Origin of the sequence: Microbacterium sp. NPDC090014 (genome assembly GCF_044748285.1) — a bacterium.
Classification (GTDB): domain Bacteria; phylum Actinomycetota; class Actinomycetes; order Actinomycetales; family Microbacteriaceae; genus Microbacterium.
The window spans coordinates 441,242-466,272 of the sequence record NZ_JBIVFS010000001.1 but is presented as its reverse complement, the minus strand read 5'-3'; the positions used below and the strand labels follow the sequence as shown (position 1 = coordinate 466,272).

Annotated in this window: 26 protein-coding genes and 2 tRNA genes; 12 read left to right on the top strand and 16 right to left on the bottom strand. The window is 65.3% G+C overall.

Annotated elements, in window-relative coordinates:
- Positions 1 to 4 precede the first annotated feature (4 nt).
- Positions 5 to 244: a cell division protein CrgA gene (locus ACIPV5_RS02275; protein ID WP_042541028.1), complete on the top strand. Its 240-nt coding sequence runs from the start codon at positions 5 to 7 to the stop codon at positions 242 to 244.
- 145 nt (positions 245 to 389) lie between these two features.
- On the opposite strand, the gene ACIPV5_RS02270 is transcribed toward ACIPV5_RS02275, so the two are convergent.
- Entirely contained in the window at positions 390 to 1,292 is a 903-nt protein-coding gene (locus ACIPV5_RS02270) for a rhomboid family intramembrane serine protease (protein ID WP_400339392.1), read from the bottom strand.
- A gap of 21 nt (positions 1,293 to 1,313) precedes the next feature.
- The gene (locus tag ACIPV5_RS02265; RefSeq protein WP_053098262.1) at positions 1,314 to 1,871 is read right to left on the bottom strand and encodes a peptidylprolyl isomerase; all 558 of its coding nucleotides are present in this window, start codon (positions 1,869 to 1,871) and stop codon (positions 1,314 to 1,316) included.
- Between the two features lie 145 nt (positions 1,872 to 2,016).
- Here ACIPV5_RS02265 and ACIPV5_RS02260 point away from each other — a divergent pair, with 145 nt between their 5' ends.
- On the top strand, positions 2,017 to 2,517 hold the full coding sequence (locus ACIPV5_RS02260) for a hypothetical protein (protein WP_053098260.1): 501 nt from the start codon (positions 2,017 to 2,019) through the stop codon (positions 2,515 to 2,517).
- A gap of 50 nt (positions 2,518 to 2,567) precedes the next feature.
- The gene (locus ACIPV5_RS02255) at positions 2,568 to 3,029 is read left to right on the top strand and encodes an aminoacyl-tRNA deacylase (RefSeq protein ID WP_400339388.1); all 462 of its coding nucleotides are present in this window, start codon (positions 2,568 to 2,570) and stop codon (positions 3,027 to 3,029) included.
- Position 3,030: 1 nt separating this feature from the next.
- Here the strand turns inward: ACIPV5_RS02255 and ACIPV5_RS02250 are convergent, their stop codons facing one another.
- Positions 3,031 to 3,453 carry an NUDIX hydrolase gene (locus ACIPV5_RS02250; RefSeq protein WP_230101137.1) on the bottom strand — a complete coding sequence of 141 codons (423 nt, stop codon included), beginning with the start codon at positions 3,451 to 3,453 and terminating at the stop codon, positions 3,031 to 3,033.
- A 189-nt stretch (positions 3,454 to 3,642) separates the two neighbouring features.
- On the opposite strand from ACIPV5_RS02250, the gene ACIPV5_RS02245 reads away from it, so the two are divergent.
- The 3 genes from ACIPV5_RS02245 (at position 3,643) to ACIPV5_RS02235 (ending at position 5,921) form a co-directional block, all read left to right on the top strand.
- Complete coding sequence (locus tag ACIPV5_RS02245) at positions 3,643 to 4,092, top strand: hypothetical protein (protein ID WP_400339386.1); 450 nt, start codon at positions 3,643 to 3,645, stop codon at positions 4,090 to 4,092.
- A gap of 43 nt (positions 4,093 to 4,135) precedes the next feature.
- The gene (locus tag ACIPV5_RS02240) at positions 4,136 to 5,251 is read left to right on the top strand and encodes a M24 family metallopeptidase (protein WP_400339383.1); all 1,116 of its coding nucleotides are present in this window, start codon (positions 4,136 to 4,138) and stop codon (positions 5,249 to 5,251) included.
- A 154-nt stretch (positions 5,252 to 5,405) separates the two neighbouring features.
- On the top strand, positions 5,406 to 5,921 hold the full coding sequence (locus ACIPV5_RS02235; protein WP_400339380.1) for a DUF3253 domain-containing protein: 516 nt from the start codon (positions 5,406 to 5,408) through the stop codon (positions 5,919 to 5,921).
- Positions 5,922 to 5,943: 22 nt separating this feature from the next.
- Here ACIPV5_RS02235 and ACIPV5_RS02230 read toward each other — a convergent pair whose 3' ends face one another.
- From ACIPV5_RS02230 to dnaA, 13 genes are all read right to left on the bottom strand, one after another.
- Positions 5,944 to 6,225: a hypothetical protein gene (locus ACIPV5_RS02230; RefSeq protein WP_400339377.1), complete on the bottom strand. Its 282-nt coding sequence runs from the start codon at positions 6,223 to 6,225 to the stop codon at positions 5,944 to 5,946.
- A gap of 233 nt (positions 6,226 to 6,458) precedes the next feature.
- Positions 6,459 to 6,531: transfer RNA gene (locus ACIPV5_RS02225), tRNA-Ala, on the bottom strand.
- Between the two features lie 26 nt (positions 6,532 to 6,557).
- Positions 6,558 to 6,631 (bottom strand) — tRNA-Ile (locus tag ACIPV5_RS02220).
- A gap of 85 nt (positions 6,632 to 6,716) precedes the next feature.
- Positions 6,717 to 7,664, bottom strand: coding sequence for a DUF4097 family beta strand repeat-containing protein (locus ACIPV5_RS02215; protein ID WP_400339374.1), 948 nt, complete (start codon positions 7,662 to 7,664; stop codon positions 6,717 to 6,719).
- Positions 7,661 to 8,347 (bottom strand): response regulator transcription factor, encoded by a 687-nt coding sequence (locus tag ACIPV5_RS02210; RefSeq protein WP_056275698.1) that lies wholly within the window; start codon positions 8,345 to 8,347, stop codon positions 7,661 to 7,663. Before ACIPV5_RS02210 ends, ACIPV5_RS02215 begins: the two co-directional genes overlap by 4 nt.
- A complete protein-coding gene (locus ACIPV5_RS02205) occupies positions 8,335 to 9,603 on the bottom strand; it encodes a sensor histidine kinase (RefSeq protein ID WP_400339371.1) in 1,269 nt (422 codons plus the stop codon). The genes ACIPV5_RS02210 and ACIPV5_RS02205 overlap by 13 nt, the downstream gene beginning before the upstream one ends.
- 136 nt (positions 9,604 to 9,739) lie before the next feature.
- Positions 9,740 to 10,144: a DUF3566 domain-containing protein gene (locus tag ACIPV5_RS02200; protein ID WP_053098244.1), complete on the bottom strand. Its 405-nt coding sequence runs from the start codon at positions 10,142 to 10,144 to the stop codon at positions 9,740 to 9,742.
- Complete coding sequence (gyrA, locus tag ACIPV5_RS02195; RefSeq protein ID WP_053098243.1) at positions 10,141 to 12,702, bottom strand: DNA gyrase subunit A; 2,562 nt, start codon at positions 12,700 to 12,702, stop codon at positions 10,141 to 10,143. The genes ACIPV5_RS02200 and gyrA overlap by 4 nt, the downstream gene beginning before the upstream one ends.
- Positions 12,703 to 12,753: 51 nt before the next feature.
- Positions 12,754 to 14,823: a DNA topoisomerase (ATP-hydrolyzing) subunit B gene (gene gyrB, locus ACIPV5_RS02190; protein ID WP_400339368.1), complete on the bottom strand. Its 2,070-nt coding sequence runs from the start codon at positions 14,821 to 14,823 to the stop codon at positions 12,754 to 12,756.
- Positions 14,824 to 14,941: 118 nt separating this feature from the next.
- On the bottom strand, positions 14,942 to 15,445 hold the full coding sequence (locus tag ACIPV5_RS02185; protein WP_056275693.1) for a DUF721 domain-containing protein: 504 nt from the start codon (positions 15,443 to 15,445) through the stop codon (positions 14,942 to 14,944).
- Positions 15,438 to 16,598, bottom strand: coding sequence for a DNA replication/repair protein RecF (recF, locus tag ACIPV5_RS02180; RefSeq protein ID WP_072590396.1), 1,161 nt, complete (start codon positions 16,596 to 16,598; stop codon positions 15,438 to 15,440). The genes ACIPV5_RS02185 and recF overlap by 8 nt, the downstream gene beginning before the upstream one ends.
- Positions 16,599 to 16,661: 63 nt before the next feature.
- Positions 16,662 to 17,804, bottom strand: a complete 1,143-nt coding sequence (gene dnaN, locus ACIPV5_RS02175) for a DNA polymerase III subunit beta (protein WP_053098240.1) — start codon at positions 17,802 to 17,804, stop codon at positions 16,662 to 16,664.
- Positions 17,805 to 18,298: 494 nt separating this feature from the next.
- Complete coding sequence (gene dnaA / locus ACIPV5_RS02170; RefSeq protein ID WP_400339365.1) at positions 18,299 to 19,690, bottom strand: chromosomal replication initiator protein DnaA; 1,392 nt, start codon at positions 19,688 to 19,690, stop codon at positions 18,299 to 18,301.
- A 318-nt stretch (positions 19,691 to 20,008) separates the two neighbouring features.
- Here dnaA and rpmH point away from each other — a divergent pair, with 318 nt between their 5' ends.
- From rpmH to rsmG, 6 genes are read left to right on the top strand one after another with little or no spacing between them, the layout of a single operon-like run.
- Positions 20,009 to 20,146 (top strand): 50S ribosomal protein L34, encoded by a 138-nt coding sequence (rpmH, locus tag ACIPV5_RS02165; protein WP_022889115.1) that lies wholly within the window; start codon positions 20,009 to 20,011, stop codon positions 20,144 to 20,146.
- Positions 20,147 to 20,152: 6 nt separating this feature from the next.
- On the top strand, positions 20,153 to 20,494 hold the full coding sequence (gene rnpA, locus ACIPV5_RS02160) for a ribonuclease P protein component (protein WP_072592158.1): 342 nt from the start codon (positions 20,153 to 20,155) through the stop codon (positions 20,492 to 20,494).
- Positions 20,491 to 20,841, top strand: a complete 351-nt coding sequence (gene yidD, locus ACIPV5_RS02155; RefSeq protein WP_053098237.1) for a membrane protein insertion efficiency factor YidD — start codon at positions 20,491 to 20,493, stop codon at positions 20,839 to 20,841. The genes rnpA and yidD overlap by 4 nt, the downstream gene beginning before the upstream one ends.
- Positions 20,842 to 20,844: 3 nt before the next feature.
- Positions 20,845 to 21,915 (top strand): membrane protein insertase YidC, encoded by a 1,071-nt coding sequence (yidC, locus tag ACIPV5_RS02150; RefSeq protein WP_056275685.1) that lies wholly within the window; start codon positions 20,845 to 20,847, stop codon positions 21,913 to 21,915.
- The gene (locus ACIPV5_RS02145; RefSeq protein ID WP_056275682.1) at positions 21,912 to 22,406 is read left to right on the top strand and encodes a R3H domain-containing nucleic acid-binding protein; all 495 of its coding nucleotides are present in this window, start codon (positions 21,912 to 21,914) and stop codon (positions 22,404 to 22,406) included. The genes yidC and ACIPV5_RS02145 overlap by 4 nt, the downstream gene beginning before the upstream one ends.
- 37 nt (positions 22,407 to 22,443) lie before the next feature.
- On the top strand, positions 22,444 to 23,064 hold the full coding sequence (gene rsmG, locus ACIPV5_RS02140) for a 16S rRNA (guanine(527)-N(7))-methyltransferase RsmG (RefSeq protein ID WP_400339357.1): 621 nt from the start codon (positions 22,444 to 22,446) through the stop codon (positions 23,062 to 23,064).
- The last annotated feature ends 1,967 nt before the right edge of the window (positions 23,065 to 25,031 follow it).

The following is a 25,031-nucleotide window of genomic DNA, read 5'->3' as shown; positions in this document are numbered from 1 at the left end:
GGGAATGGCACGCGACCGCAAGACCGAAGAACCCGAAGCTCCGCGCAGCGAAGGCGAAGCCGCACCCAACGCCGTGTGGTTCAAGCCGGTGATGGTCGGCTTCATGCTCCTCGGTCTCGTGTGGATCCTCGTGTTCTACATCTCGGGCATGCAGTTCCCGATCCCGGGGCTCGACAACTGGAACCTTGCGATCGGCCTGGGCATCGCCCTGATCGGCTTCCTGATGACCACACGCTGGCGCTGACGCCCGCCCCACCGATTTCGAAGAAGGCCCCTCTCGCGTTGGCGAGAGGGGCCTTCTTCTGAGTTATCCACAGGTTATCCCCAACATGGGGAGAATTACACAGATGTTATTCACATCGGTCAACAACCCTGTTAACAACTTCTGATCAGGAGTAAACCGTCGTGATCAGGAACGGTACCAACAGGGCGACGATCAGGACGAGCGCGACGACGACGGCAACGAGCAGCACGATCTGTAGCGTCCGCTGCTCACGCCGTCGGGTCCTCGTGAGGATGAACGCCACGAGCGCACCGACGATCGCCCCGCCGAGGTGCGCCTGCCAGGCGATGTTCTGAGAGAACACGAAGCCGACGACGAAGTTGATGCCGAGGATCACGAGGATGCCGGTCACGTTCGCCCCGATGTGCCGTCCGATGATCAGCAAGGCGGCCATCAGGCCGAAGATCGCGCCGGATGCGCCCACCGTCGCGGTTCCGGGCGCGAGCAGTGCGACGGCGACGGAACCGCCGAGCCCGCTGATCAGGTACAGCGACAGGAAGCGGATTCGGCCGAGCACCGGTTCGAGACTCTGACCCAGCATCCACAGCGCGAGCATGTTGAGCGCGAGATGCAGGAAACCGCCATGCACGAACACCGCCGTGAGAAGCCGCCACGGTTCGAACGGCATGAGCGACAGATCCGGATACAGATAGCCCGCCGCGAAGAGCAGCTGGCCCGTGATCGCCTGTCCCACACCCGGGATGAGCTGAAGGAGCCCGATGAACGACGTGATCGCCAGCAGCGAGTACGTGACGACGGGCTTGCCGCTGCCGCGCGAGGAGAGCGCGGTGCCGCGCCCGCCCCAGCGACGCTCGGCGCGCTTCTGGGCGGGAGTGCGGTTCTTTCGCTCTGCGGCCATGCACTCGGGGCAGATGACCCCGACAGCCGCCTGCGTCTGGCATTCGGGGCAGATCGTGCGCAGGCACCGCTGACAGAGCACGAAGCTCTGCCGATCCGGATGCCGGTAGCAGAAGTTGTCGCGGTTGTCCGCGAACTCAGGCGTCGTCATCCGGATCGGCCAGCGTCGGCGTCAGGCCGCGACGATGTCGATCGACTGCAGCACGACCGGCTCGATGGGACGGTCGCCCGCAGCCGTCGGCACAGCGGCGATCGCGTCGACGACAGCCTTGGAGGCGTCATCGGCGACCTCGCCGAAGATCGTGTGCTTGCCCTGGAGCCAGGGGGTGGGGTCGGTCGTGATGAAGAACTGCGAGCCGTTGGTGCCCTCGGCCTTGCCCGTGATGGCGTTGCGACGCAGACCGGCGTTGGCCATGGCGAGGATGTAGGGCTCGTTGAAGTTGAGCTCCATGTTGATCTCGTCGTCGAAGTTGTATCCGGGGCCTCCGACGCCCTGTCCGAGCGGGTCGCCGCCCTGGATCATGAAGTTCGGGATGATGCGGTGGAAGATGACGTCCTTGTAGAGAGCACCCTCGCCCGGCTTGCCGGTGGCGGGGTGCGTCCACTCCTGGGTGCCGTCGGCGAGGCCGACGAAGTTCTTGACCGTCTTCGGGGCGTGGTCGCCGAAGAGGTTGATGACGATGTCACCGTGGTTGGTGTGCAGGGTTGCGACATGAGAAGCGTGAGCCATGGGTCCATTCTCGCAGAGCTTCCCATGAGTTGGCCCGCGTCTAGCGCTCATCGGCCTCCGACGCAAGGGTTCGGCGATTCCCTCGCCCCATACACGGTCGCGTGGCAAGATGGGGAATCCGTACTCCAATCGACAGGAGAGCATCGTGAGCATCAGCCGCAAGCGGAAGAAGGAGCTGCGTCGTCTTCAGAACGACGCCAACCAGCTCTGGGAGAACCAGCAGGTCCTCGTCGGCCACGCCGCCGACGTCGCGCGTGAAGCCGGACGTCAGCTCGGCCACTTCGGTCGCGAGCAGGTCGGTCCTGTCGTCCAGGACACCTACAACCGTCGCGTCGCACCGGTCGTCGACCGCGGCGTCCGCTTCGGTCACCACGTGGTGGACGACAAGGTCGTCCCCATCGTCGGCGGAGTCGTCGGCACCGCGCTCACCGCGTGGGATGTCGCGAACGCCAAGCGCGAAGGCGTCGTGAAGAAGGTCAGGAAGGCCACTCAGCCCGAGCCGAAGGGCCCGAGCGTCGGTTCGGTCATCGCCCTGATCCTCGGAGTCGCCGCAGCGGCCGGCGTTCTCTACGCCGCGTGGCAGGCACTGCGCGCAGACGACGAGCTCTGGGTCGCCGACGACCCGCTCTCCGCACCTGACGCGTGACCTCGACATCGGAGCCCCCGGCCACTGAGCCGGGGGATCTCCATGCCCGGGTGAGGGACGCCGCAGCGGCTCGCGGGCTCGATATCGAGATCCGCGAGCGTCCTGCCGCCCGCAGTCTCTTCGAGGCGGCTGAGCTGCTCGGCATCCCGCCCTCCGGCATCGTCAAGACGCTCGTCGTCAAGCGGTCGGACGACACGTATCTCTTCGCGCTGGTTCCCGGCGGCAGGTCGATCTCGTGGCCGAAGCTGCGTGCGGTCGTCGGAGTGAACAAGCTCCGCTTGCCCGAGCCTGATCTCGCCCTCGCGGCGACCGGCTACGAGCGCGGAACAATCGTGCCCATCGGCAGCGCCACGGACTGGCCGGTCTTCGCCGACGAGTCGATCGTCGGGCAGCGGATCGCCATGGGTGCCGGCGCTCACGGCTACAGCCTCTTCGTCGATGCCGATGACCTCATCGCCGCGTACGGTGCCACAGTCGCCGACATCTCGGTGCCCGAAGAGGCCCGCGACTGAGTCAGAGGATGCCGGCCATCCGTAGCGAGATGTCGACCAGCTTGACCCTCTGCAGTTCCTTCACGGCTTTCAGTGGGAACCACTCGGCCATGTCGGTCGAGCCATCGGCCTCGAATGTCAGCTTGCCGCCCGTCACCGACGCCCGGTAGACGATGCGCAGGGTGTGCAGAGGCTGATCCGACTGGTTCACCCGCTGGCTCGCCGGGATCACCCTCGAATGAATGCCCAGCAGCTCGCCGACCTTGACCGTGTAGCCGGTCTCCTCGCGCAGCTCACGCCGCACGGCGTCCTCGGGAGCCTCACCCGGTTCCAGCCCTCCGCCGGGCATCGTCCATGCCACTCGACGACCCTCGGTCCAGCGCGCGAGAAGTATGCGACCGTCGTCATCGGTGACGACCGCGTATGCCGCGACCCGCATATCCATGCGTCCACCATAGTGGCCGGGGTTCAGGGAGGGTACGCGCATGACGATCCTGGACGAAACCTCGCCTCGAGAGGCGTCCGGCTCGTCACGCTCGACCCCGAGACATCGATCACGAATCAAGAAGCACAGCAGTGCGCCGCATCCGTAGTGTGAGATTCATCGCAGATCACACAGTGAAAGGAGTCGGCCATGGCTGACAACGAGAAGAACTTCAGTGCCGAAGAGCGCGAGGCGATGAAGGAGGCCGCGGCCGACAAACGCAAGTCTCGGTCTCGTGCCAAGAAGACCCCGGAGGAGGTGCGTGCCGAGGGTGTCGCAGACCTCGAGGCGGCGATCGCGAAGCTTCCCGATGACAACGATCGAGAGCTGTCGAAGGCGCTCCACGACCTCGTGACCGAAGTCGCTCCCGAGCTCATGCCGCGGACCTATTACGGCATGCCCGCATGGGGCAAGGACGGCAAGGTGCTCTGCTTCTTCCAGCCGGCCAGCAAGTTCAAGGTCAGGTACGGCACATTCGGTTTCGAGCCGATCTCGAACCTCGACGACGGCACGATGTGGCCGACCGCATACGCGCTGCTCGATCTCTCGGCCGCAAACCGCAAGGTTCTCACCGAGCGCATCCTCCTCGCCGTCAGCTGAGTCGCCGTTCCCGGGGAACGGCCGGCGCAGTAGCGTGGATGCCGTGAGCACACTGCCGTTCCCCGCCTCCGTGTACGCCGCTCGACTCGATCGCGCAGCAGCGCTTGCCGCTGACGCCGGTCTCGACGGGATAGTGGTGGGTCCGGGCCCTGATCTGGAGTATCTGGTCGGCGTCGAGGGAGACACGATCGAGCGCCTCACCGCACTCGTGCTCGGACCCGGCATCGCTCCCACCGTCATCGTGCCGCGCATGGAGTTGGCGAAGGTCAGGACCACGGCGGTGGGTGAGCTCGGCCTCGCCGTCTCCGACTGGGTCGACGGACAGAATCCCTACGACCTCGTGGCCGCCGCCCTGGGCGCAGTCACGCGAGTGGGAGTTTCAGACGCTCTGCCGGCGTTGCACGTGATCCCGCTCGCCGACCGGATCGACGTGCGCGTCGAGCTCGCCACCCCGGTGCTGCGTGAGGGACGCATGATCAAGGATGCTGAAGAGGTCGCCGAGCTCCGGCGTGCCGGCTCCGCGATCGACGCCGTGCATCGTCGAGTGCCCGAGTGGCTGCGGGCGGGGCGCACCGAGCGCGAGGTGGCGGCCGACATCGCCGAGGCCATCGTGGCCGAGGGCCACCGCACCGTCGAGTTCGTCATCGTCGGCTCCGGGCCCAATGGCGCGGATCCCCACCACGAGGTGTCCGACCGCATGATCGAGGACGGAGACATCGTCGTCGTCGACATCGGCGGCGCCGTGCCGAGCGGCTACAACTCCGACAGCACCCGCACCTACGTGGTCGGCACACCCGACAGTGAAGCCGCCGATCGCATCGCCGTGCTCGTCCGCGCTCAGCAGGCCGCTGTCGACGCCGTGCGCCCCGGCGCGACGGCCGAGGCTGTCGATGCCGCGGCGCGGTCCGTACTCGCCGAGGCGGGGCTCGGCGAGGCCTTTCTGCACCGCACGGGTCACGGCATCGGCGTCTCGGTACACGAAGAGCCCTACATCGCGCCCGGCAACGATCTCGTGCTGCGTGAGGGCATGGCGTTCAGCATCGAGCCCGGGATCTACTTCGCCGGCCGATGGGGCGCGCGCATCGAGGACATCGTCGTCGTGACCGCCGACGGGTGCGAGCGTCTCAACGTCGCCCCGCACGACCTGCGCGCCGTCTGACCTCCGAGCGAGAGCCGTTCGAAAGGAGATCCGCACACGGGAGGGCGCTTGTCCGTCGACTCGTCCTCCGTAGCGCAGATCTCCTCCCGATCGGGGGTACCCAGGTCCGGTCAAGCCCCTGGTCGACCTGATCATGGTCGGATTGACTGGCTGCATGACCTCGGACGACAGCGCGAATGGCAGCGGTGCGAGCGGCCCGGAGCGCACGCCCGACGGTCATCACGTCGTCATCGATGGCCGGCGGTGGCGCGCGACCGACCCCTCGATCCCCGAGACGTTCCGCCAGGAGCTGGTCAACGAGCTGATGGCTGCGCGGCGCGCGGTGAAGGCGCAGGAGCCGGACGCACGACGTCGGGTGCAGGACGCGAAGACCGCTCTCGGGGAACGAGGGGCGCCCTGGTGGGAGAACCGCACCGGCGACGACTTCGACGAGAGGATCGCGGCCGCGATGCGCGCGCTCATCCGCAAGCGGGGCGAGTCTTCGATCTGTCCGAGTGACGTCGCTCGGACTGTAGGCGGGGACTCGTGGCGCTCGACCATGTCGGACGTCCGCCGAATCGCGGCTGCACTCGCCGAGCGCGATGAGATCGTCGTGACGCAGAAGGGCGAGAAGGTGTCCATCGACGACGCCAGAGGCCCGGTGCGCATGGTCCGCGGGCCGAACCTCTGATCACCCGCTCAGACGCGTGGAGTCAGAGCTCGTCGTAGAGACCGGTGTACGGGAAGTCGACGTCACCGGTGTCGCGGGGGTCATATGCCACAGTCGCCACACTGATCGTCACTTGCGTCGTCGGGGTGATGAGCACGCTGACTGCCCGGTTGCCGACGACGACCATGTCGACGAAGGTGCCGGCGGTCTTCGTGGCTGACTCGATACGTTCTCGCAGATCATCGATGTTCTGATCCTGGGCGAGCAGGTAGCTCGATCCATCGAACACGATCTCGGTCTGGATCATCGTCTCCCCGTCGGTCATTCCAGCACGCTACGCCCTCGACCTGAGAATACGGAGGGGGGTTGATATCTAGGAGGTCTAGTGAGAGGCGGGTGCCGCATCGCCCTCGTTGTTAACAGGTCCATCCACAGCTGTGCACTCAGATGGCACCACGCGAGCAGTTGTTAACAGGGTTGTTAACACCTGTGGAGACATGCGAAAACGAGAAGGCCCCGCACGATGGCGGGGCCTTCTCGAACTGTCTCAACACAGTGTGGAGCCTAGGAGATTCGAACTCCTGACATCCTGCTTGCAAAGCAGGCGCTCTACCAACTGAGCTAAGGCCCCGTGAGGGTATTCATTTAGTTGAGGAGTGGGCCCACCAGGACTTGAACCTGGGACCTCTTCATTATCAGTGAAGCGCTCTAACCGCCTGAGCTATGGGCCCGTCAACCTCCGAAACTTTACCGGAGATTTCCCGAAATACCCAATCGAGGGCGAGGGCACCGGCGCGCCCTCGCCCTCGATCGGAATCAGCGGCCCGGACGGATCGTCACACTGCCTGCCGCAAGTGTGACGTCGATCGTGTTCCGGGTGCCGGATGACTGATCGACCTTCGCGTCGAGCGATCCGGCGCTGACGTCCTGGATGATCGAGTACGACTCATCCGGAACCGTGAGATCGACCGAGCCCGCGCTCACGTCGATCGTCGTCGCAGACGGTGCCCGGCCCGTCAGCTCGACGGTGAGGTCGCCCGCCGACACACTGAGATCGGCCGCGTCGACGCCGTCGAGCATCGCATCGGCACGACCCGCGCTCATGTCGATGCTGAGGCTGCTCGCCGCACCTTCGACATCGAGCGCACCGGCGTTGACCGTGACGTCGAGGGCACCGAAGTCTCCGACCACATCGAGACTGCCCGCATCGAGAGTGAGGTCGGCATCGAGCTGCGCGTCGCTCAGCTCTTCAGGCAGGGTCAGCACCGCCGACTGGTCGTCGCCGAACCACTCGCCGAACCACCATCCGAAGCGGAACTCCGGGCTGCGGACGATCAGCTCGTCGCCCTCGCGTTCGAGTCTCCAGGCAGGGCCGCGAGCGTTCGTCACTGCCAGCTCGGCCTCATCGACGTCACCGAACTCGATGCGCATGTTGCCGGCATCCACGTCGAGGTCGAGCGTGTCGATGCCGGACGCATCCTCGGTCAGCACGGCGTCGCTGCCCTGAGTGGAGGCCATCATGCTGCCGGTGGCGGCGACAGCCGCCGACCCGCCCGCTCCGAGAAGCGCGATGCCTCCGACGATCGCCGTGACGATCATGATCGCCGTCGTCCCCGAAGAGCGGCCGGCATCGGCCGGTGCCGCCTGCGCCTGCGCGGGCGCCGGTGCCGGTGCCGGTGTGGGCTCCTGTCCCTGCGGCGCGGATGCCGGCGGGGGAGTAAGGGGCGTGTGCCCGCCCTGGTAGTCGTCGTTGTTCGTGGTCATCGTCCCAGTCCTGTCTGTCCGGTCGGCGTCGAGCCGCCCGTGTTCTCGATGTGTGCCAGGGCCGCCAGCACGCGTCGGTTGCCCGACTCGCCCTGTTCGAAGCCCAGCTTCTGGAAGATCGCGGTGATGTGCTTCTCGACGCTCGCCTCCGAGAGGAAGAGCAGACCGGCGATGGCCTGGTTCGACTTGCCCTCGGCGATCAGTGCGAGCACGGTCCGTTCGCGCTCGGTGAGACGCTGCATCCGGTCGTCGCGGTTGCGGCGGGTGAGCAGCTGAGCCACGACCTCGGGGTCGAGCACGGTGGCACCCTCGGAGATCCGCTGCACGGAGGCGAGGAACTCAGAGACGTCGGCGACCCTGTCCTTGAGCAGATATCCCAGGGGCCCGCCCTGTGCGGCGATGAGGTCCGACGCATACCGCTCCTCGACGTACTGAGAGAGCACGAGCAGCGGAAGCGCGGGGTTGGTGTCCCGGAGTCCGAGCGCCGCGCGGATGCCCTCGTCGGTGAAGGTCGGGGGGAGCCGTACGTCGAGGATGCACAGCTCGGGATCCGTCTCGATGACGGCCTCGCTGAGACCGCTGGTGTCGGGAAGAGCCGCGACCACACTGTGTCCGGCGTCCTCGAGCAGTCGCACGAGTCCCTCGCGCAGCAGGACGGAGTCCTCGCAGATCAGGATGCGCATGGCACGTTCACCTCCAGGCTGGTCGGTCCGCCGACGGGGCTCTCGAGGCGGAAGGTTCCGCCGGCTGCGAGGATGCGATTCGCGATGCCGTCGAGGCCTCCGCCGGGCTGCACCTGGGCGCCGCCCATGCCGTTGTCCTCGACGCGGGCCCAGAGCACCCCTCCGTCGCGGAGGCGGACAGTGACACGTGCCTCGCTGGCCCGCGAATGCTTCGCGGCGTTGGTGAGCGACTCGGCGATCGAGAAGTAGACCGCGGCTTCGGCCTCACGGCTGCAGCGGCCGTCCATTCGCACATCGAGATGGACGGGGATGTGCGAGCGGCCGGCGAGGGCGGACAGCGCCGCGTCCAGGCCCCGGTCGTCGAGGACCGATGCATGGATGCCACGGGCCAGCTGACGCAGCTCGGTGATCGCGGCCTTGGTCGAAGTGTGCGCCTCGGCGATCAGCTCCTTCGCGGCATCCGGGTCGTTGTCGATCTTCTGCTGGGCGAGCCCCAGGGTCATGCCCACCGATACGAGTCGCGGTTGGACGCCGTCGTGCAGGTCACGCTCGATACGTGTGCGTTCGACATCCGCGGCACGTACAGCGCCCTCACGCTGAGCAGTGCTGGTGCGCACTCGCTCGGTGAGCTCGGCCTCGCGGCTGCGAACGACGATGGCGAGTGAGAGCACGCGGTTGAGGAGCGCCAGTCCGATCATTCCGGCGAGGCACGCGGCGACTCCGAGGATCCCGATGAGCGGTGCCCACGCGGGGTCGATGCCGCCCCCGCCGAACGGACCCATCACGGCATCCGTTCCCGTGAGAGGAGCGAACGAGATGGCGATCGACCAGACGAGGCCGAAGGCGAGCCGCAGCACGATCCAGCCGAGAACGGCGGTGATCGCGAAGTTCGCGAGGGCCCTCCACATGCGGCCGTCGATGGCCTGGCGGCCGAGCGAGCGGAACCAGCCCGCGAACCCGGGGCGATCCCGAGGGCGCCATCTGAGCGGCGTGATGGGCGACCTGTAGAGAGCGCTGACTCGCGCGACCTCGAACCAGCCGACGCCGAACAGGGCGTACACGAGCCCGACGAGCAGCACGATGCCGACGCCCGCCGCGAAGAGCAGGCCGAGGCCGGTGCCGAGGAGTCCGGAAAGAGTCGCGAAGATGAAGCCGCCGATGACTCCGATTCCCGCGAGATGCAGGATAGAGAGCACGATGCGCAACGGCGGCTTCGTGGCCGTCGCCGGTGGTGGCGTGGCAGTGTGTGTCGTCATGGTTCAAAGGTACGGCGGCCCCGATCCGGCCGACACCGAGGCAACCGGAGACCCGGGTTCGGGTTTTCCCTACTCCGTCGGAGAACAGAAGAGGGGCGGATGCTGTTCGCATCCGCCCCTCCTCGAATCCTGACGATCAGTTCGACATGAACCCGACCAGCAGTCCGCCGGTCACCTTCACGGCGACGTTGTAGATCCCGGCGATGACCGCACCCAGCACCGTGAACACGATGAGGTTGAGGATCGAGACCACCGCGGCGAATGCCATCACCTGCGGCAGGCCGGCGACCTCGGAGATCCGCACGGAGTTGTCGGTGATGGTTCCGATGAACTCATCCGCCTGCGTGAGGATGCCGGTCGCCTGCAGCACGAGGAAGATCAGGAAGAACGACACCATCGTCACGATCGCGAGCGCCACAGCGCCCAGGAACGACAGCTTCACGGCCGACCAGAAATCCACGTAGACGAGGCGCAGGCGCACCTGCTTGCCACCGGTCTTGCGCGTGGACTTCTTCGCCAGCTTGTCGGCTACTGTGCTCATGCGTCTGCTTCCTCAGGGTTCTCGTTCGTCTCGGGGGCCGTGGACTCGGAGTCCACCGCAGCCTCATCCGATTCGTCTTCTTCGGTGAGGCCCCGCTCACCGTTGCGGGCGATGGCGAGGATCCGGTCGGCTTCCGTCGTCCGTGCGAACACCACTCCCATGGTGTCTCGGCCCTTCGCGGGCACCTCGGCCACGGCAGAGCGTACCACCTTGCCGCTGGACAGAACCACAAGGACCTCGTCGTCGGAGGAGACCATCAGACCACCCGCGAGAGTGCCCCGATCGTCGTTGAGCTTGGCGACCTTGATGCCGAATCCACCACGTCCCTGGACGCGGTATTCCTCGATGGCGGTGCGCTTCGCATAGCCGCCGTCGGTCACCACGAACACGAACTGGCCGAGGGCGGCGACGGATGCCGACAGCAGGCTGTCGCCCTCACGGAACTTCATGCCCTTCACGCCGGCGGTCGCGCGTCCCATCGGTCGCAGCGCATCATCGGTCGCACTGAACCGGACGGACATGCCGCGGCGGCTGATGAGCAGGATGTCATCCTCAGCATTCACCATGAGAGCCGAGACCAGCTCGTCCTCGTCGTTCAGGCGGATCGCGATGACGCCGCCCTGGCGGTTGGTGTCGTACGCGTCGAGACGCGTCTTCTTGACCAGACCGTCGCGCGTCGCGAGAACGAGATAGTCGGCGACCCCGTAGTCGCGGATGTCGAGCACCTGCGCGATGTTCTCGTCGGGCTGCAGGGCGAGGAGGTTCGCGACGTGCGTTCCCTTCGCATCGCGGCCGGCCTCGGGAACCTCGTAGGTCTTCGAACGGTAGACGCGACCCTTGTCGGTGAAGAACAGCAGCCAGTGGTGCGTCGTCGTCACGAAGAAGTGCTCGACGATGTCGTCGGCCCGCAGCTGGGCGCCCTTGATGCCCTTGCCGCCGCGGTGCTGCGACCGGTAGTTGTCGCTGCGCGTGCGCTTGATGTAGCCGGCGCGGGTGATGGTGACGACCATCTCCTCTTCGGCGATGAGGTCTTCCATCGAGACGTCGCCGTCGAAGCCGTGCAGGATGTGCGTGCGACGGTCGTCTCCGAAGCGCTCGACGATGCCGGTGAGCTCTTCGCGGATGATGTCGCGCTGCAGCGACTCGTCGACGAGGATCGCCTGGTACTCGCCGATCAGCCGCTCGAGCTCCGAGGCCTCGTCGAGGATCTTCTGACGCTCGAGGGCGGCCAGTCGGCGCAGCTGCATGTCGAGGATGGCCTGGGCCTGGATGTCGTCGATGTCGAGGAGCTTCTGCAGTCCCTCGTTCGCATCCTGCGTGGTCTGCGATCGACGGATGAGAGCGATGACCTCGTCGAGAGCGTCGAGCGCCTTGAGGTAGGCGCGCAGGATGTGCATGCGAGCCTCTGCCTTGGCGAGACGGAAGCGCGTGCGTCGGACGATCACTTCGAGCTGGTGCGTGATCCAGTGGGTCACGAATCCGTCGATCGCGAGCGTGCGCGGCACGCCGTCGACGATCGCGAGCATGTTCGCGCCGAAGTTCTCCTGCAGCTGCGTGTGCTTGTACAGGTTGTTGAGCACGACCTTCGCGACCGCATCGCGCTTGAGCACGACCACGAGACGCTGACCCGTGCGGTCGGACGACTCGTCGCGGATGTCGGCGATGCCGGTGATCTTGCCGTCACGGGCGAGGTCGCCGATCTTCACGGCGACGTTGTCGGGGTTCACCTGGTACGGCAGCTCGGTGATCACGAGGCACGTGCGGCCCTGGATCTCCTCGACGTTGACCACCGCGCGCATGGTGATCGAACCGCGACCCGTGCGGTACGCCTCGTGCACGCCCTTGGTGCCGAGGATCTGCGCGCCGGTGGGGAAGTCGGGGCCGGGGATCCGCTGGATGAGACCCTCGAGCAGCTCTTCGCGGGGGAGGCCGGGGTTGTCGAGCGCCCAGAGGGCGGCAGACGACACCTCGCGCAGGTTGTGCGGAGGGATGTTGGTGGCCATGCCGACCGCGATACCCACCGACCCGTTGACGAGGAGGTTCGGGAAGCGGGCCGGAAGAACCGTCGGCTCCTGAGTCTGGCCGTCGTAGTTGTCGGTGAAGTCGACCGTGTCCTCTTCGATGTCCCGAACCATCTCGAGCGCGAGGGGGGCCATCTTGGTCTCGGTGTACCGGGGCGCCGCGGCACCCATGTTGCCGGGAGACCCGAAGTTGCCCTGGCCGAGGGCCAGCGGGTAGCGCAGCGACCAGGGCTGCACGAGACGCACGAGGGCGTCGTAGATCGCCGAGTCACCGTGCGGGTGGTACTGACCCATGACCTCGCCGACCACGCGAGCGCACTTCGAGAAGGACTTGTCGGGGCGGAATCCGCCGTCGTACATGCCGTAGATCACGCGTCGGTGGACGGGCTTGAGTCCATCGCGCACGTCGGGCAGCGCACGGCCGACGATCACGGCCATCGCGTAGTCGAGATAGCTGCGCTGCATCTCGGACTGCAGGTCGACCTGGTCGATCTTGCCGTGGTCGTGTGCCGGCTCGGGGCGTACTTCGTCAGTCATGTGTGTTGTCGATTCCGGTCGTTATGGGAACGAATGCAGGCGCGGGACGCGTCAGATGTCGAGGAAGCGGACATCCTTGGCGTTGCGCTGGATGAAACTGCGTCGCGATTCGACGTCCTCACCCATCAGCACGCTGAAGATCTCGTCGGCCGCTGCGGCATCCTCGATGGTCACCTGGCGGAGCGTCCGGGTGCTGTGGTCCATCGTGGTCTCCCACAGCTCCTTGGCGTTCATCTCGCCGAGACCCTTGTAGCGCTGGATGCCGGCATCCTTCGGGATCCTCTTGCCGTTGTCGAGTCCGAACTTGAGCAGCGCGTCGCGCTCGGCGTCGCTGAACACGTACTCGTGGGGCTGGTTCGTCCACTTGAGACGGTAGAGCGGCGGCATCGCGAGGTACACGAAGCCGGCCTCGATCAGTCCGCGCATGTAGCGGAACAGCAGCGTGAGCAGCAGCGTCGTGATGTGCTGGCCGTCGACGTCGGCATCCGCCATCAGCACGATCTTGTGATAGCGCGCCTTCTCGATGTCGAACTCTTCGCCGATTCCGGTGCCGAAGGCCTGGATCATCGCCTGGACCTCTTTGTTGCCCAGGGCCTTGTCGAGACGCGCGCGCTCGACGTTGAGGATCTTGCCTCGCAGAGCGAGGATCGCCTGCGTGTGCGGATCGCGACCCTGCACAGCGGAGCCACCTGCCGAGTCACCCTCGACGAGGAAGATCTCGCTGATCGAGGGATCCTTGCTCGTGCAGTCCTTGAGCTTGTCGGGCATCGCGGCGGACTCGAAGACGCTCTTTCGACGAGCGGTCTCGCGGGCCTTGCGCGCTGCGAGACGAGCGGTGGCCGCATCGATCGCCTTGCGGATGACGTTCTTCGCCTGGATCGGGTTGCGGTCGAACCAATCGCCGAGCTGGTCGCCGACGACCTTCTGCACGAACGCCTTGGCCTCGGTGTTGCCGAGCTTCGTCTTGGTCTGCCCTTCGAACTGCGGCTCGCCGAGCTTGATCGAGATGACCGCGGTCAGTCCTTCACGCACGTCGTCGCCCGACAGGTTGTCGTCCTTCTCCTTGAGAAGATTGTTCGCCCTGGCGTACTTGTTGACGAGCGTGGTGAGCGCTGCACGGAAGCCCTCTTCGTGCGTGCCACCCTCGTGGGTGTTGATCGTGTTCGCGTAGGTGAAGACGTTCTCGGTGTACGAGGTGGTCCACTGCATCGCGACCTCGAGAGAGATCTTGCGCTCGGTGTCCTCGGACTCGAACGCGATGATCTCGTCGTTGACGACCTCGGCGTGACGCACCTTGTTGAGGTATTCGACGTAGTCGACGAGACCGCGCTCGTAGAAGAAGACGTCGTTCGGCTGAGTGAGGGTCGGCTGTCCGTCGACCTCGACCTGGTAAGCCGAATCGGGACGCTCGTCGGACAGCTCGATGCGGAGGCCCTTGTTGAGGAACGCCATCTGCTGGAAGCGCGTGCGCAGGGTGTCGTACTCGAAGTTCGTGGTCTCGGTGAAGATCTCGGCGTCCGGCCAGAACGTGATGCTGGTTCCGGTGTCGTCGGACGCCTCGCCCTTCTCGAGCTGCTGCTGCGGGACGCCGCCGTTCGCGAAGCTGTGCCGCCAGACGAAGCCCTTCTGCTTGACCTCGACGTCGAACCGCGTCGACAGGGCGTTGACCACCGACGAGCCGACGCCGTGGAGACCGCCGGAGACGGCGTACGCGCCGCCGCCGAACTTTCCGCCGGCGTGCAGGATGGTCAGAACGACCTCGACCGTGGACTTCGTCGGGTCGGAGGAGTGGGGATCGACCGGGATGCCGCGGCCGTTGTCGACCACGCGGACGCCGCCGTCTTCGAGCAGCGTCACGAAGATGGTGTCGGCGTAGCCGGCGAGAGCCTCATCGACCGAATTGTCGACGATCTCGTAGACGAGGTGGTGCAGACCACGCGGTCCCGTGGAACCGATGTACATACCGGGGCGCTTGCGGACGGCTTCGAGACCTTCGAGGATCTGGATCGAGTCGGCACCGTACTCACCGGGCTGCTTCACCTTGGGTGAGATCTTGCCCTCGGTCGCGGGGGTTCCCCCGTTGGTCGATTCCGTCCCGTCAGCGGGGGATTCAGGCGTCATCAGAGGGCATTCTCCACATCGATATCACGAATCCCCAGTCTAGCGGCTTTTCGTGGCGAGATGCGGCTCAGCGGCCGCGTGTGGCCCTCTGAGCGTTTCAGACCCCATCCGTGGTGTCCTACCCGTAGGTATCGCGCGGGCCCCGTCCTGGAACGACTCTAGGACCCCATTTCCAGGAGGGTACGTCCGGTCCGATGAAGCGGAGGTTCTCGACACCGGCGTCCGGATACCGTCGGCCGATCTCCGTCAGGATCGTTCCCCGCATGTACTGCAGGTTCTTCGCCCAGGCGGTCGAGTCGCACTTCACCGTGAGCACACCGCGCTCGAGGGAGACGGGTTCGGAGTGCTTGGCGGTGTCCGTGCCTGCGAGGTCGGACCACTGCCTGACCAGGTCCTCACGGGCGAGAGTCTTCTGCCAGCCGGAGTCCCGGGTCAGCTTGTCGAGCACGGCTCCGAGCGGTCCGGGGTCGCGGCCGGGCGTGAACGGCGCGTTGTCGTCATCGGTGACGATGCGTCGCTTGCGCTTCCACGTCTTCGAACTCGGCGCGAGTCCGCGCAGGCGCAGATAGGTCGCGACGGTCTCGGGAGTCTCGGATGCCGGATCGGGTGCGATCTCACTCATCTGCCACCTCCCTCTCATCACTGATCGTTCCCGCCGAGATCCGCACCACGTGGGCATGGAGCACTTCGGGGATGTCCTCCTCCACGGCTGCCGTCACGACCACCTGCTCATAGCCCGCAGTGAGAGCGGCCAGCCGCTGACGGCGATCGGCGTCGAGTTCGGCGAACACATCGTCGAGGATGAGGACGGGATCGCCGGCAGGAGACTCGCTGCGCAGCAGCTCGGCGGAAGCGAGGCGCAGCGCGAGGGCCACCGACCAGGATTCCCCGTGGGACGCATACCCCTTCACCGGAAGGCCACGAACGCGCAGCACGAGGTCGTCGCGATGAGGGCCGGTGAGAGTGAGACCGCGGTCGAGCTCGTTCGACCGTTTCGCGAGAAGTGCGGCGTGGAACATCTCGGCGATGTCTCCGGAGGTCTCGGCCGGCGCGTCGACACCCTCTTCCGGATCCGCTCCGCGCACCGACAGAGCCCACTCGAGCTGCGGGCGATGATCCTCGCCCGCGATCGCCGCGTACGCCTCGGCCACCGGCTGCTGGAGATCTGCGGCGAGACGCTGTCGCGCGGTGATGATCTCGGCACCGAGGGAGACGAGCTTGTCGTCCCACACATCGAGGGTGCTCAGGGCCTCGCCCTTGATGCCACGCGCCCTGGCCGACTTCAGAAGCGCATTGCGTTGCTTGAGAACCCGGTCGTAATCGGCGAGGACCGAAGACATGCGGGGCGTGCGCTGGATCAGCAGCTGGTCGACGAAACGACGCCGAGACGAGGGGTCGCCGCGGACGATCTGCAGATCCTCGGGAGCGAAGAGCACCACATGGGCGTAGCGAGGCAGCTCATTGGTCTTCGAGGGGGAGCCGTTGATCCGCGCCTTGTTCGAGCCCTGCTTGTTGAGCTGGACCTCGATGAGCACCTTGCGTTCGCCGTGGGAGAGGCGAGCGCGGATGATCGCGAAATCCTGACCCTCGCGCACCATCGGGGCATCCGACGAGACCCGGTGCGAACCGAGAGTGGCGAGGAAGACGACAGCCTCTGCAAGGTTGGTCTTGCCCTGGCCGTTGCGCCCGACGAGGACGTTGGGGCCCTTGTGCAGAGCGAGATCCGCGGTCGCGTAATTGCGGAAGTCGACCAGGCTCAGGTGTTCCACAATCACGCTGTCAGCCTACCTTCGGGCTCTGACACTGCCGTCGCCGCGCGAAGCGCGCCCGTCGCAGGATCAGCGAAGCAGCAGGTTCGGCTGCAGCAAGTACTTGAACGAATCCAGACCGGCCTGGTCGACCGAGGTCTGGCTCGTGATCAGCACGGGGCTGAGCTTGTTCGCGTTGTCGCTCGACGTGAAGGTGACGCGGACGAACTCGCTCTTGACCGCGCCGAGCGCCTCGATGAGGTACTGCGGGTTGAGGCCGAGCGTGACGTCGTCGCCACCCGAGAGGATCGCGTCGACGGACTCGGATGCACGCGCATGCTCACTGCCCGACGCATCCATCGTCACGCTGTCGGACGTGAACGTGAAGCGCAGCGGAGCTGCTCGGTCGAGCACGAGGGACACACGGCGCACGGCCTCGACGAGGTCTGCGGTGTTCACGACCGCGTAGTGCTCGGTCTGCTCCGGGAAGAGACGGCGGACCGGAGGGAAGTTTCCCTTGATCAGCAGCGAGGTGACCGTCTTGTTGCCGGCCGTGAACGCGATGATCTCGCGGTCGCCCGCTCCCGAGAACGCGATCTGGATGGTGCCGGCGTGACCGAAGGTCTTTCCGACCTCGAGAAGAGTGCGTGCGGGAACCAGTGCGCTGGCTTCGACCGCTTCGCCGTCCCACGGCACGTCGCGGAGCGAGACGCGGTAGCGGTCGGTGGCCACGAGGCTGAGCGTCTGGCCGGAGACCTCGAGCTGCACTCCGGTCAGAACCGGTGTGACATCGTCGCGCGAGGCGGCGAAACCCACCTGGCTGATCGCGGTGCCGAAATCGTCGGCGGGCACGACGCCGGAGGAACCCGACACCTCGGGGATCGACGGATATTCCTCGACCGGCATGGCTGCGAGGGTGAACCGCGCCGAGCCGCAGGTGACCGTGATGCTGCCGTCGTCCTCGACGGCGATCTCGATCGGCGCGTTGGGAAGGCGGCTGGCGATGTCGGAGAGCAGTCGACCGTGCACCAGGATCGTGCCCGGTGTGTCGACGGTGGCTTCGATTGTCGTGCGCGCGGATGCCTCGTAGTCGAACGCCGAGAGCGTGAGACCGGAGCCGTCTGCCTCGATCAGGACTCCGGCGAGGATGGGCTGCGGGTTGCGCTGCGGAAGCAGCTTGACCACGAACGACACGGCCTCGCTGAAGACATCGCGGTTGACCTGAAACCTCACGGGTGCTCCCTTGTCGTCGTTCTGAGACGTGTCGTCATCGGTCCTGCCAGTGCAGGGCTTCCCATGCTAGCCCCCATCTCGGGAGTATCCCTACGACCGGATCAAAGCTCGGGCCTGTCGGACTTTCCCCACCCTCTGGTGATCGGATCGCCCCTGAATTGAATTAACTCCTTAACGGTGTTAACACCTGTGGATACTGTGGATAACTCGGTGGAAAGCAGACGCGAGTAGGGAACTACACGGTTGTCAGTTGTGGAATCCCTGAGGAATCCGCGGGTGGACGGCATCCGTCGGGTCGAACCGTCTCCCACAGTTATCCACAGGTTCGACGGTTTCACACACATTCGTCCCGACCTGCAGGCGAGTCATCCACAAGTTATCCACATGTGCAAACTGGCATCGATCTGCTCCGTCGTATGCCGCTCACACGCACGCAAAGGGGGTCGCAGCCTCCTATCGGAAGCTACGACCCCCTTTTTCGAGGCGGCGTGGACTCAGCGTCGACCGAGCTGCGTGGTGATCTCGGTCACCTGGTTGTAGATCGAACGGCGCTCCTTCATGAGCTCGCTGATCTTCTTGTAGGCGTACATGACGGTGGTGTGATCGCGGTTGCCGAACAGCTGGCCGATCTTCGGCAGGGACAGACTCGTCCGCTCGCGGCACAGGTACATCGCGATCTGGCGCGATGTGGCGATCTGCTGAGATCTGCTGGAGCCGTACAGGTCGTCGACCGTCAGCTTGAAGTACTGCGCGGTCGCAGTGATGATGTCGGTCGGCGAGATGATGTTGTCCTCTGCCGTGTCGATGATGTCGCGGAGCACCGTCTGGGCGAGCGAGATGTCGAGGGCCGAACGGTTCAGGCTGGCGAATGCGGAGACGCGGATCAGCGCACCCTCGAGTTCACGGATGTTCGACGACACCACGGTGGCGATGTACTCGAGTACATCGTCGGGAATATGAAGCGCCTCGCTCTGCGCCTTCTTGCGGAGGATCGCGATGCGCGTCTCGAGGTCGGGCGCCTGCACGTCGGTGATCAGGCCCCATTCGAACCGACTGCGCATGCGATCCTCGAAGCCGGTGAGATGCTTCGGCGCGACGTCGCTGGTGATGACGACCTGCTTGTTGTGGTCGTGCAGCGTGTTGAAGGTGTGGAAGAACGCCTCCTGGGTCTCCGCGCGACCCTGTAGGAACTGGATGTCGTCGATCAGGAGGATGTCCACATCGCGGTAGCGGGCCTGGAAGGCTGCACCTCGGTTGTTCGCGATCGAGTTGATGAAGTCGTTCGTGAACTCCTCGCTGGAGACGTACCGGACCTTGACCCCTGCATAGAGGGATTGGGCGTAGTCGCCGATCGCGTGCAGCAGGTGCGTCTTGCCGAGGCCCGAGTCGCCGTAGATGAAGAGCGGGTTGTACGCCTTGGCCGGCGCTTCGGCGACGGCGACGGCAGCGGCATGGGCGAACCGGTTGGACTGCCCGATGACGAAGTTGTCGAAGGTGTACTTCGGGTTCAGGCGGGACTCGTGGCGCAGCTGCGTCGGCTGCTCCATCGGGGATTCGACGCGGATCTGCTCCTGGCGGCCGTAGTCGGCGACCGCGATGGGCGCCGTCGGCTGCTCGGCGAGCTCATGATTCACGACCACGCGGTACGACGTCACCTCATCGCCGATGTGGGAGAGGGCCTCCATGATCGGAAGCCGCAGCCTCTTGTTGATCTGCGCGGCGGTGAGATCGTTCGGGACCTCGAGATAGAGGGTGGCGGCCATCACGCCGGCCGGAACCGCGAGGCTGAGGAATCCCTGGAGCTGAGGAGTGACTCGGTCGTCCGCCTCGAGGAGCTCCTGCACCGTGGTCCAGATCGGAACGTCGGGCTGGGCAGGTGATGACATGACGCTCCGTGCTGAGGGGACGACGGGCTGTCTGGATGACGCGGCCCGCCTGTGGATAACTTCGGATGCCACGGTAGTCACCACGGCTGGGAACGGCAACCTGCCTACGGGAATCCGCGCGCGTGTTGCTCATACGTGCATGCCGCAGGGTTGTGGATAATAGCTGTGCGGATCGTGCCTGAGCTGGTGGTCGAAGCGCGCAGATTTGCTCTGCGCGCCGTCAAGACGTACCCTTAATCGGTTGACTTATGCCTGAACGGCAGATCCCTATGTCTCCGGTCAAAATGATCCCGGTGGCAGCATTCCCGGAGTGATTCCATGAGCAAGCGCACCTTCCAGCCCAACAACCGTCGTCGCGCCAAGAAGCACGGCTTCCGTCTTCGTATGCGTACCCGCGCCGGCCGCGCGATCCTTTCGGCTCGTCGCGCGAAGGGCCGCACCGAGCTCTCCGCGTAGATCGCTGTGCTCGCCCGCCCGTATCGTGTGACCCGCGGGAGCGACTATCGACTGGTCGTTCGACGCGGATCCCGTTGTGGCGGAGCCAAGGTCGTCACCTCGATGCTGACGACGGGCGAGAGCAGAGCCGCGAGGTTCGGATTCATCATCAGCAAGCAGGTGGGCACCGCTGTGGTGCGCAACACCGTGCGCCGGCGACTCAAAGCCGTGTGTGCGGACGCGCTGACGCGGGTCCCCGAGGGCACGGATGTCGTCATCCGTGCCCTTCCTGCATCCGCGACCGCGACCTACGCCGAGCTGAGTGCGGACGTGAACCGGTGTCTGGATCGTCTCGGGCAGCGGCCATGACCGCTCTTCCGGCATCCTCGATCGGCTCCGCTCAGCTTCATGCCGGTGACGCGATCCGCAGCATCCCGCTGATCCCCCGGAATCTCGTCCTGGGGTTCCTCGCCGGGTACCGCAAGGTGATCTCCCCGATGTATGGAGATGTCTGCGCCTATTACCCATCTTGTTCCGCTTACGCTGTAGGTGCGGTGCAACAGCACGGCGCAGTGCGGGGAGCGGCGCTCTCGGCGTGGCGCATCGTTCGTTGCAATCCCTGGAGCCACGGCGGCGTCGATGACGTCCGTCCGCACGAACACTTCCGTTATGACCTGACCGCTCACGGTTTCGTCGTCCCTGCCCGAAAGGATTGATCGGTGGGTCTTGACCTTCTGCTCGCCAGCGCAACACCCTCGCCGGAGCCTGCCTCCGGCGGCTTCGATCTGATCGGAACCATCCTCTGGCCCCTCAAGTGGGTCGTCGAGCTCGTGCTCGTCGCCTGGCACTGGCTGTTCACGGCCGTCGGTCTTCCTGCCGCATCCGGTCTGACCTGGGTGCTGTCGATCGTCGGTCTCGTGATCGTGGTCCGTGCTGCCCTGATCCCGCTCTTCGTGAAGCAGATCAAGAGCCAGCGAAAGATGATGGAAATTGCTCCTGAGCTGCGAAAAGTTCAGGAGAAGTACCGGGGTAAGAAGGATCAGCTCTCTCGCGAGGCCATGAGCCGCGAGACCATGGCGCTCTACAAGAAGCACGGCACGACGCCGATGTCGAGCTGTCTTCCGCTTCTTGTGCAGATGCCCATCTTCTTCTCGCTGTTCAGCGTTCTGAGCGACGTCTCGAAGCACCACAACCTGGGTGTCGGAGGCGTCGGTCTGCTGAACGCCGAGCTCACCGAGCAGTTCTACAACGCCGAGCTCTTCGGTGTCGCATCGCTGCACGAGACGCTGGGGAACGCGGTCGACGCGGGGAACACCACAGCGATCATCATCCTGGTCACGCTCGTCGTGCTCATGATCGCGTCGCAGTTCTTCACGCAGCTGCAGATCATCTCGAAGAACCTGTCGCCCGAAGCCAAGACCGGCCAGGCGTACCAGATGCAGAAGATCATGCTCTACGTGCTGCCTCTCGGCTTCATCTTCTCGGGCATCTTCTTCCCGCTCGGCGTGGTCGTCTACTGGTTCATCTCGAACCTCTGGACCATGGGACAGCAGTTCCTCGTCATCCGTGAGATGCCGACTCCCGGATCTGAAGCGGCGAAGGCTCGTGAAGAGCGTCTTGCTCGCAAGGGCAAGGCGATCGACGCCTCGGGCAAGGTCGTCCCGATGGCGGCATACGAAGCAGAGCAGCAGCGTCTGCTCGAAGAGGCGGAGCGCGCGAAGGCGCAGGCCCCCAAGCGTCAGCAGCCGGTGGGCAAGAAGCGTTCGAAGAAGAAGGGGAGCGGTTCGTGACGACCGACAACGTGACCGAGACCGTGGAGCCCACGGTCGCAGAGCTCGAGAACGAGGGCGACGTCGCCGCTGACTACCTCGAAGAGCTGCTCGACATCGCCGACATCGATGGGGACCTCAACCTCGACGTGCGGCAGGGCCGCGCATATGTATCGGTCGAGGCTGAGGGAGACGGACTGGCGCTCCTGTCTGCACCCGACACGGTGCAGGCGCTTCAGGAGCTCACGCGTCTTGCGGTCCAGAGCAAGACGGGTTCGTTCTCGCGATTGATCCTCGATGTGGGCGGATCGCGCGATGCGCGCCGCCGTCAGCTCGAGACGCTCGTGAACGCCGCCGCAGCCAAGCTCGACGATGGAGCGACCCAGGCATCGCTGCCCGCCATGTCCAGCTATGAGCGCAAGCTGGTGCACGACATCGCGGCCGATCAGGGTCTCGTCTCCGAGTCCTACGGCGAGGGTGCCGACCGCCACACCGTTCTCCGTCGCCGTTGACGTCTCACATGCGACGTCAGGCCAGCGGGATGCGGTCGTGAGTGACCTGGAGATCGAACCGTCGGTGGCGGTCGATCTTTTCGGCGATCGGATCGAGCTGGCCCGGCAGTTCACGGCGGCTCTCGCTCAGCATGGCGAGGAGCGAGGACTCATCGGTCCTCTCGAGCTCCCGCGTTTGTGGTCCCGGCACATCTTGAACAGTGTCATCGCCGCCCCGTTGTTCCACGGTTCGGTCGCGGACATCGGTTCGGGTGCGGGGCTGCCCGGTATCGTCCTCGCGATCGCGCGACCTGATGTGCACTGGACGCTCGTCGAGCCGATGGAGCGCCGGGTGATCTGGCTGAACGAGCAGGTCGCCGAGCTGAAGCTCACCAATGTCGAAGTTCTGCGCGCGCGTGCCGAGGAGGTGACTCCTGCGAGCTTCGACGTCGTGACAGCTCGTGCGGTCAGTGCTCTGAAGACGCTGATCCCGCTCACCGCTCCGCTCGTGCGTGATGGAGGCGAACTCACCCTTCTCAAGGGAATGAATGCCGCCAACGAGATCGAAGCAGCGCAGAAGCAGATCAAGAAGTTCCGCCTGTCGGACGTCCGCGTCGAGACTCTCGGCGAGAACGTACTGCCCGAAACGACCCGCGTGGTGAGGGCAGTCGTCCGCTGACGGGTCGATGCCGCGGCTTAGGAAGCTGACCTTCGTCGGGGGATGGACCTACATTCCGCGTTCGAGATGTACCCGCGCGCTAGAGCGCAGGTGGTGGGTGACCTGGCCACGCACGGTGGTCATGGGCCAGGCACTATTGTGATCTGCCTCTGCAGCATATGAGATCTATTGTCGGGGCTCGTCCGGTTGCGCCAGACCGGGTCACCGCGCGAGGCCGGTAGAGTCCCTCGACGATCGTGCCACGATTCGAGTTTATGGCTGATGAGAAGGGTTTTCTTCCGACCCTGGTCGTGCACCTGTGTGGGAGCTCCGTTGCGACGTGACGAGGCTCTTAAGCGCTGCTGGATACGGTCAGCAGTGCCGGATAGCCGCCGGCACTCTGCCCTCGCCGTCAAAGACTGTTCCGGGATCACGGTCGGTGGTAACGGAACGTGGGCGTGTGGCACGACAGATCAGGCTTCACAGCAGACGTGTCCGGTGTCGGAATTCGGAATGGGTCTGTCCCCGTGTGCTCGCAATGAGAGTGTTCGCCACTCGGGGAAGGAGCGGGGGTCCTAACCATGTTTCACGTGAAACATGGTTCGACGACTGCCATGCGGGGGTAAGTCGGGGCGGGCCGAGGTGGGGTGAAGGGATTCCGCCGACAACTTGCGGTGGTCCGGGTCACGAGGGCGTTGCGCTCGCTGGTCTGATCTGTGCCACTCAGCCGCACTTCGAGGCACTGCGGACGGCTGCTGTGCGCTGCGATGCTCGCCGCTGCGCGGGGGAGCGGTGCTGCGAGCCACCCTTCTTCTTGGCGCCGGGTCTGGATCTTTGCTTTTCGACCCACGTCACTTCACAGCAGCGGACTTCACCTCACTGAACTGCCCTAGACCGCACTACACCGTGCGGTCTGCAGTGATTTCTCCTGTTCTGATCTGCGTTCTCGTGATCTGACCTGCGCTACTCCGCCGTGTGGCGTGTGCCGTGTGCCGTCTGTTGGGCGTTCTGACTACTGAGTGGGGTCCGCGCGTGGTGGAACCCACGTGCGGCACTCAGAGCTTGTGGACAGGGGAGCCGGTCCACCCAGGAGTCGTATGTTTCACGTGAAACAGTCGTTTCGTCGCTGCCACGGAACGGATCGCGGTGCCCTTGGCGTGCCTACGGGTGTCATCCCGGTCCAGACCATCCGCCGGGGGAGCGTTGCGAGCTGACAACCAGATCATGGCGCCGAGGAGCGGGACCGTCTGCTCCAGGCGTGGTGGGGCGGCCGAACATAACTGGAACTTTCACTCGGGGCATCGCGGCGGAACCGGTCAGGCAGCATCCCTGCCCTGCTACCGCTGAAAACATCCGGACGACATGGTGACCTGGCACCACCCTGCTCAGTCTTACCGGGATTTCTTGCGGCGTGCGGGAGTGAACGACCACCCTTCGACGGCACGAATGGACACCTATCCTCGGACTGACCGCGTCGCGTTATGCGGCAGGCACAAGTGTTTCACGTGAAACATTGAACGGCGGGTGGTGATGGCTTTGGATGATTGCGACCGCGTGAAGGCAGGAACAGGGGAGGGTCTCGGGGGACAGCCGCGACGTGGCGATCGAAGGCACGCTAGTGGCGCAACGCTACTGCCTGCCGGAAACAGTCGGATGGACGGCCCAAAAGACTAGTGATCGTCTGACGATCCCAGTGAGTAGATTTGCGAAGCCCCGCCCGCAGTCCAGTCGCTAGCGCACTGATGTGACATGGCATCGGGGGTGTTGATTGTGCGGGGATTCTTTGGCCGGGGAGCGGCCGTCCCCAGTATGAACGACAGAAGCCCCCTGAATTGGCGCGAGGCTCGGTGTCGAGCCCGAGCAGCAGCGGGCCGGAGAGTGCAGCGCAATGGCACGCCGCAGTCGTCGCTGGCGCCCCTGCCGCCGATGTCGGCGAGGTGCACCCCGACGTCGGGTGCGGCGGTCTCGCGCAGGGATCCCGGATAAAT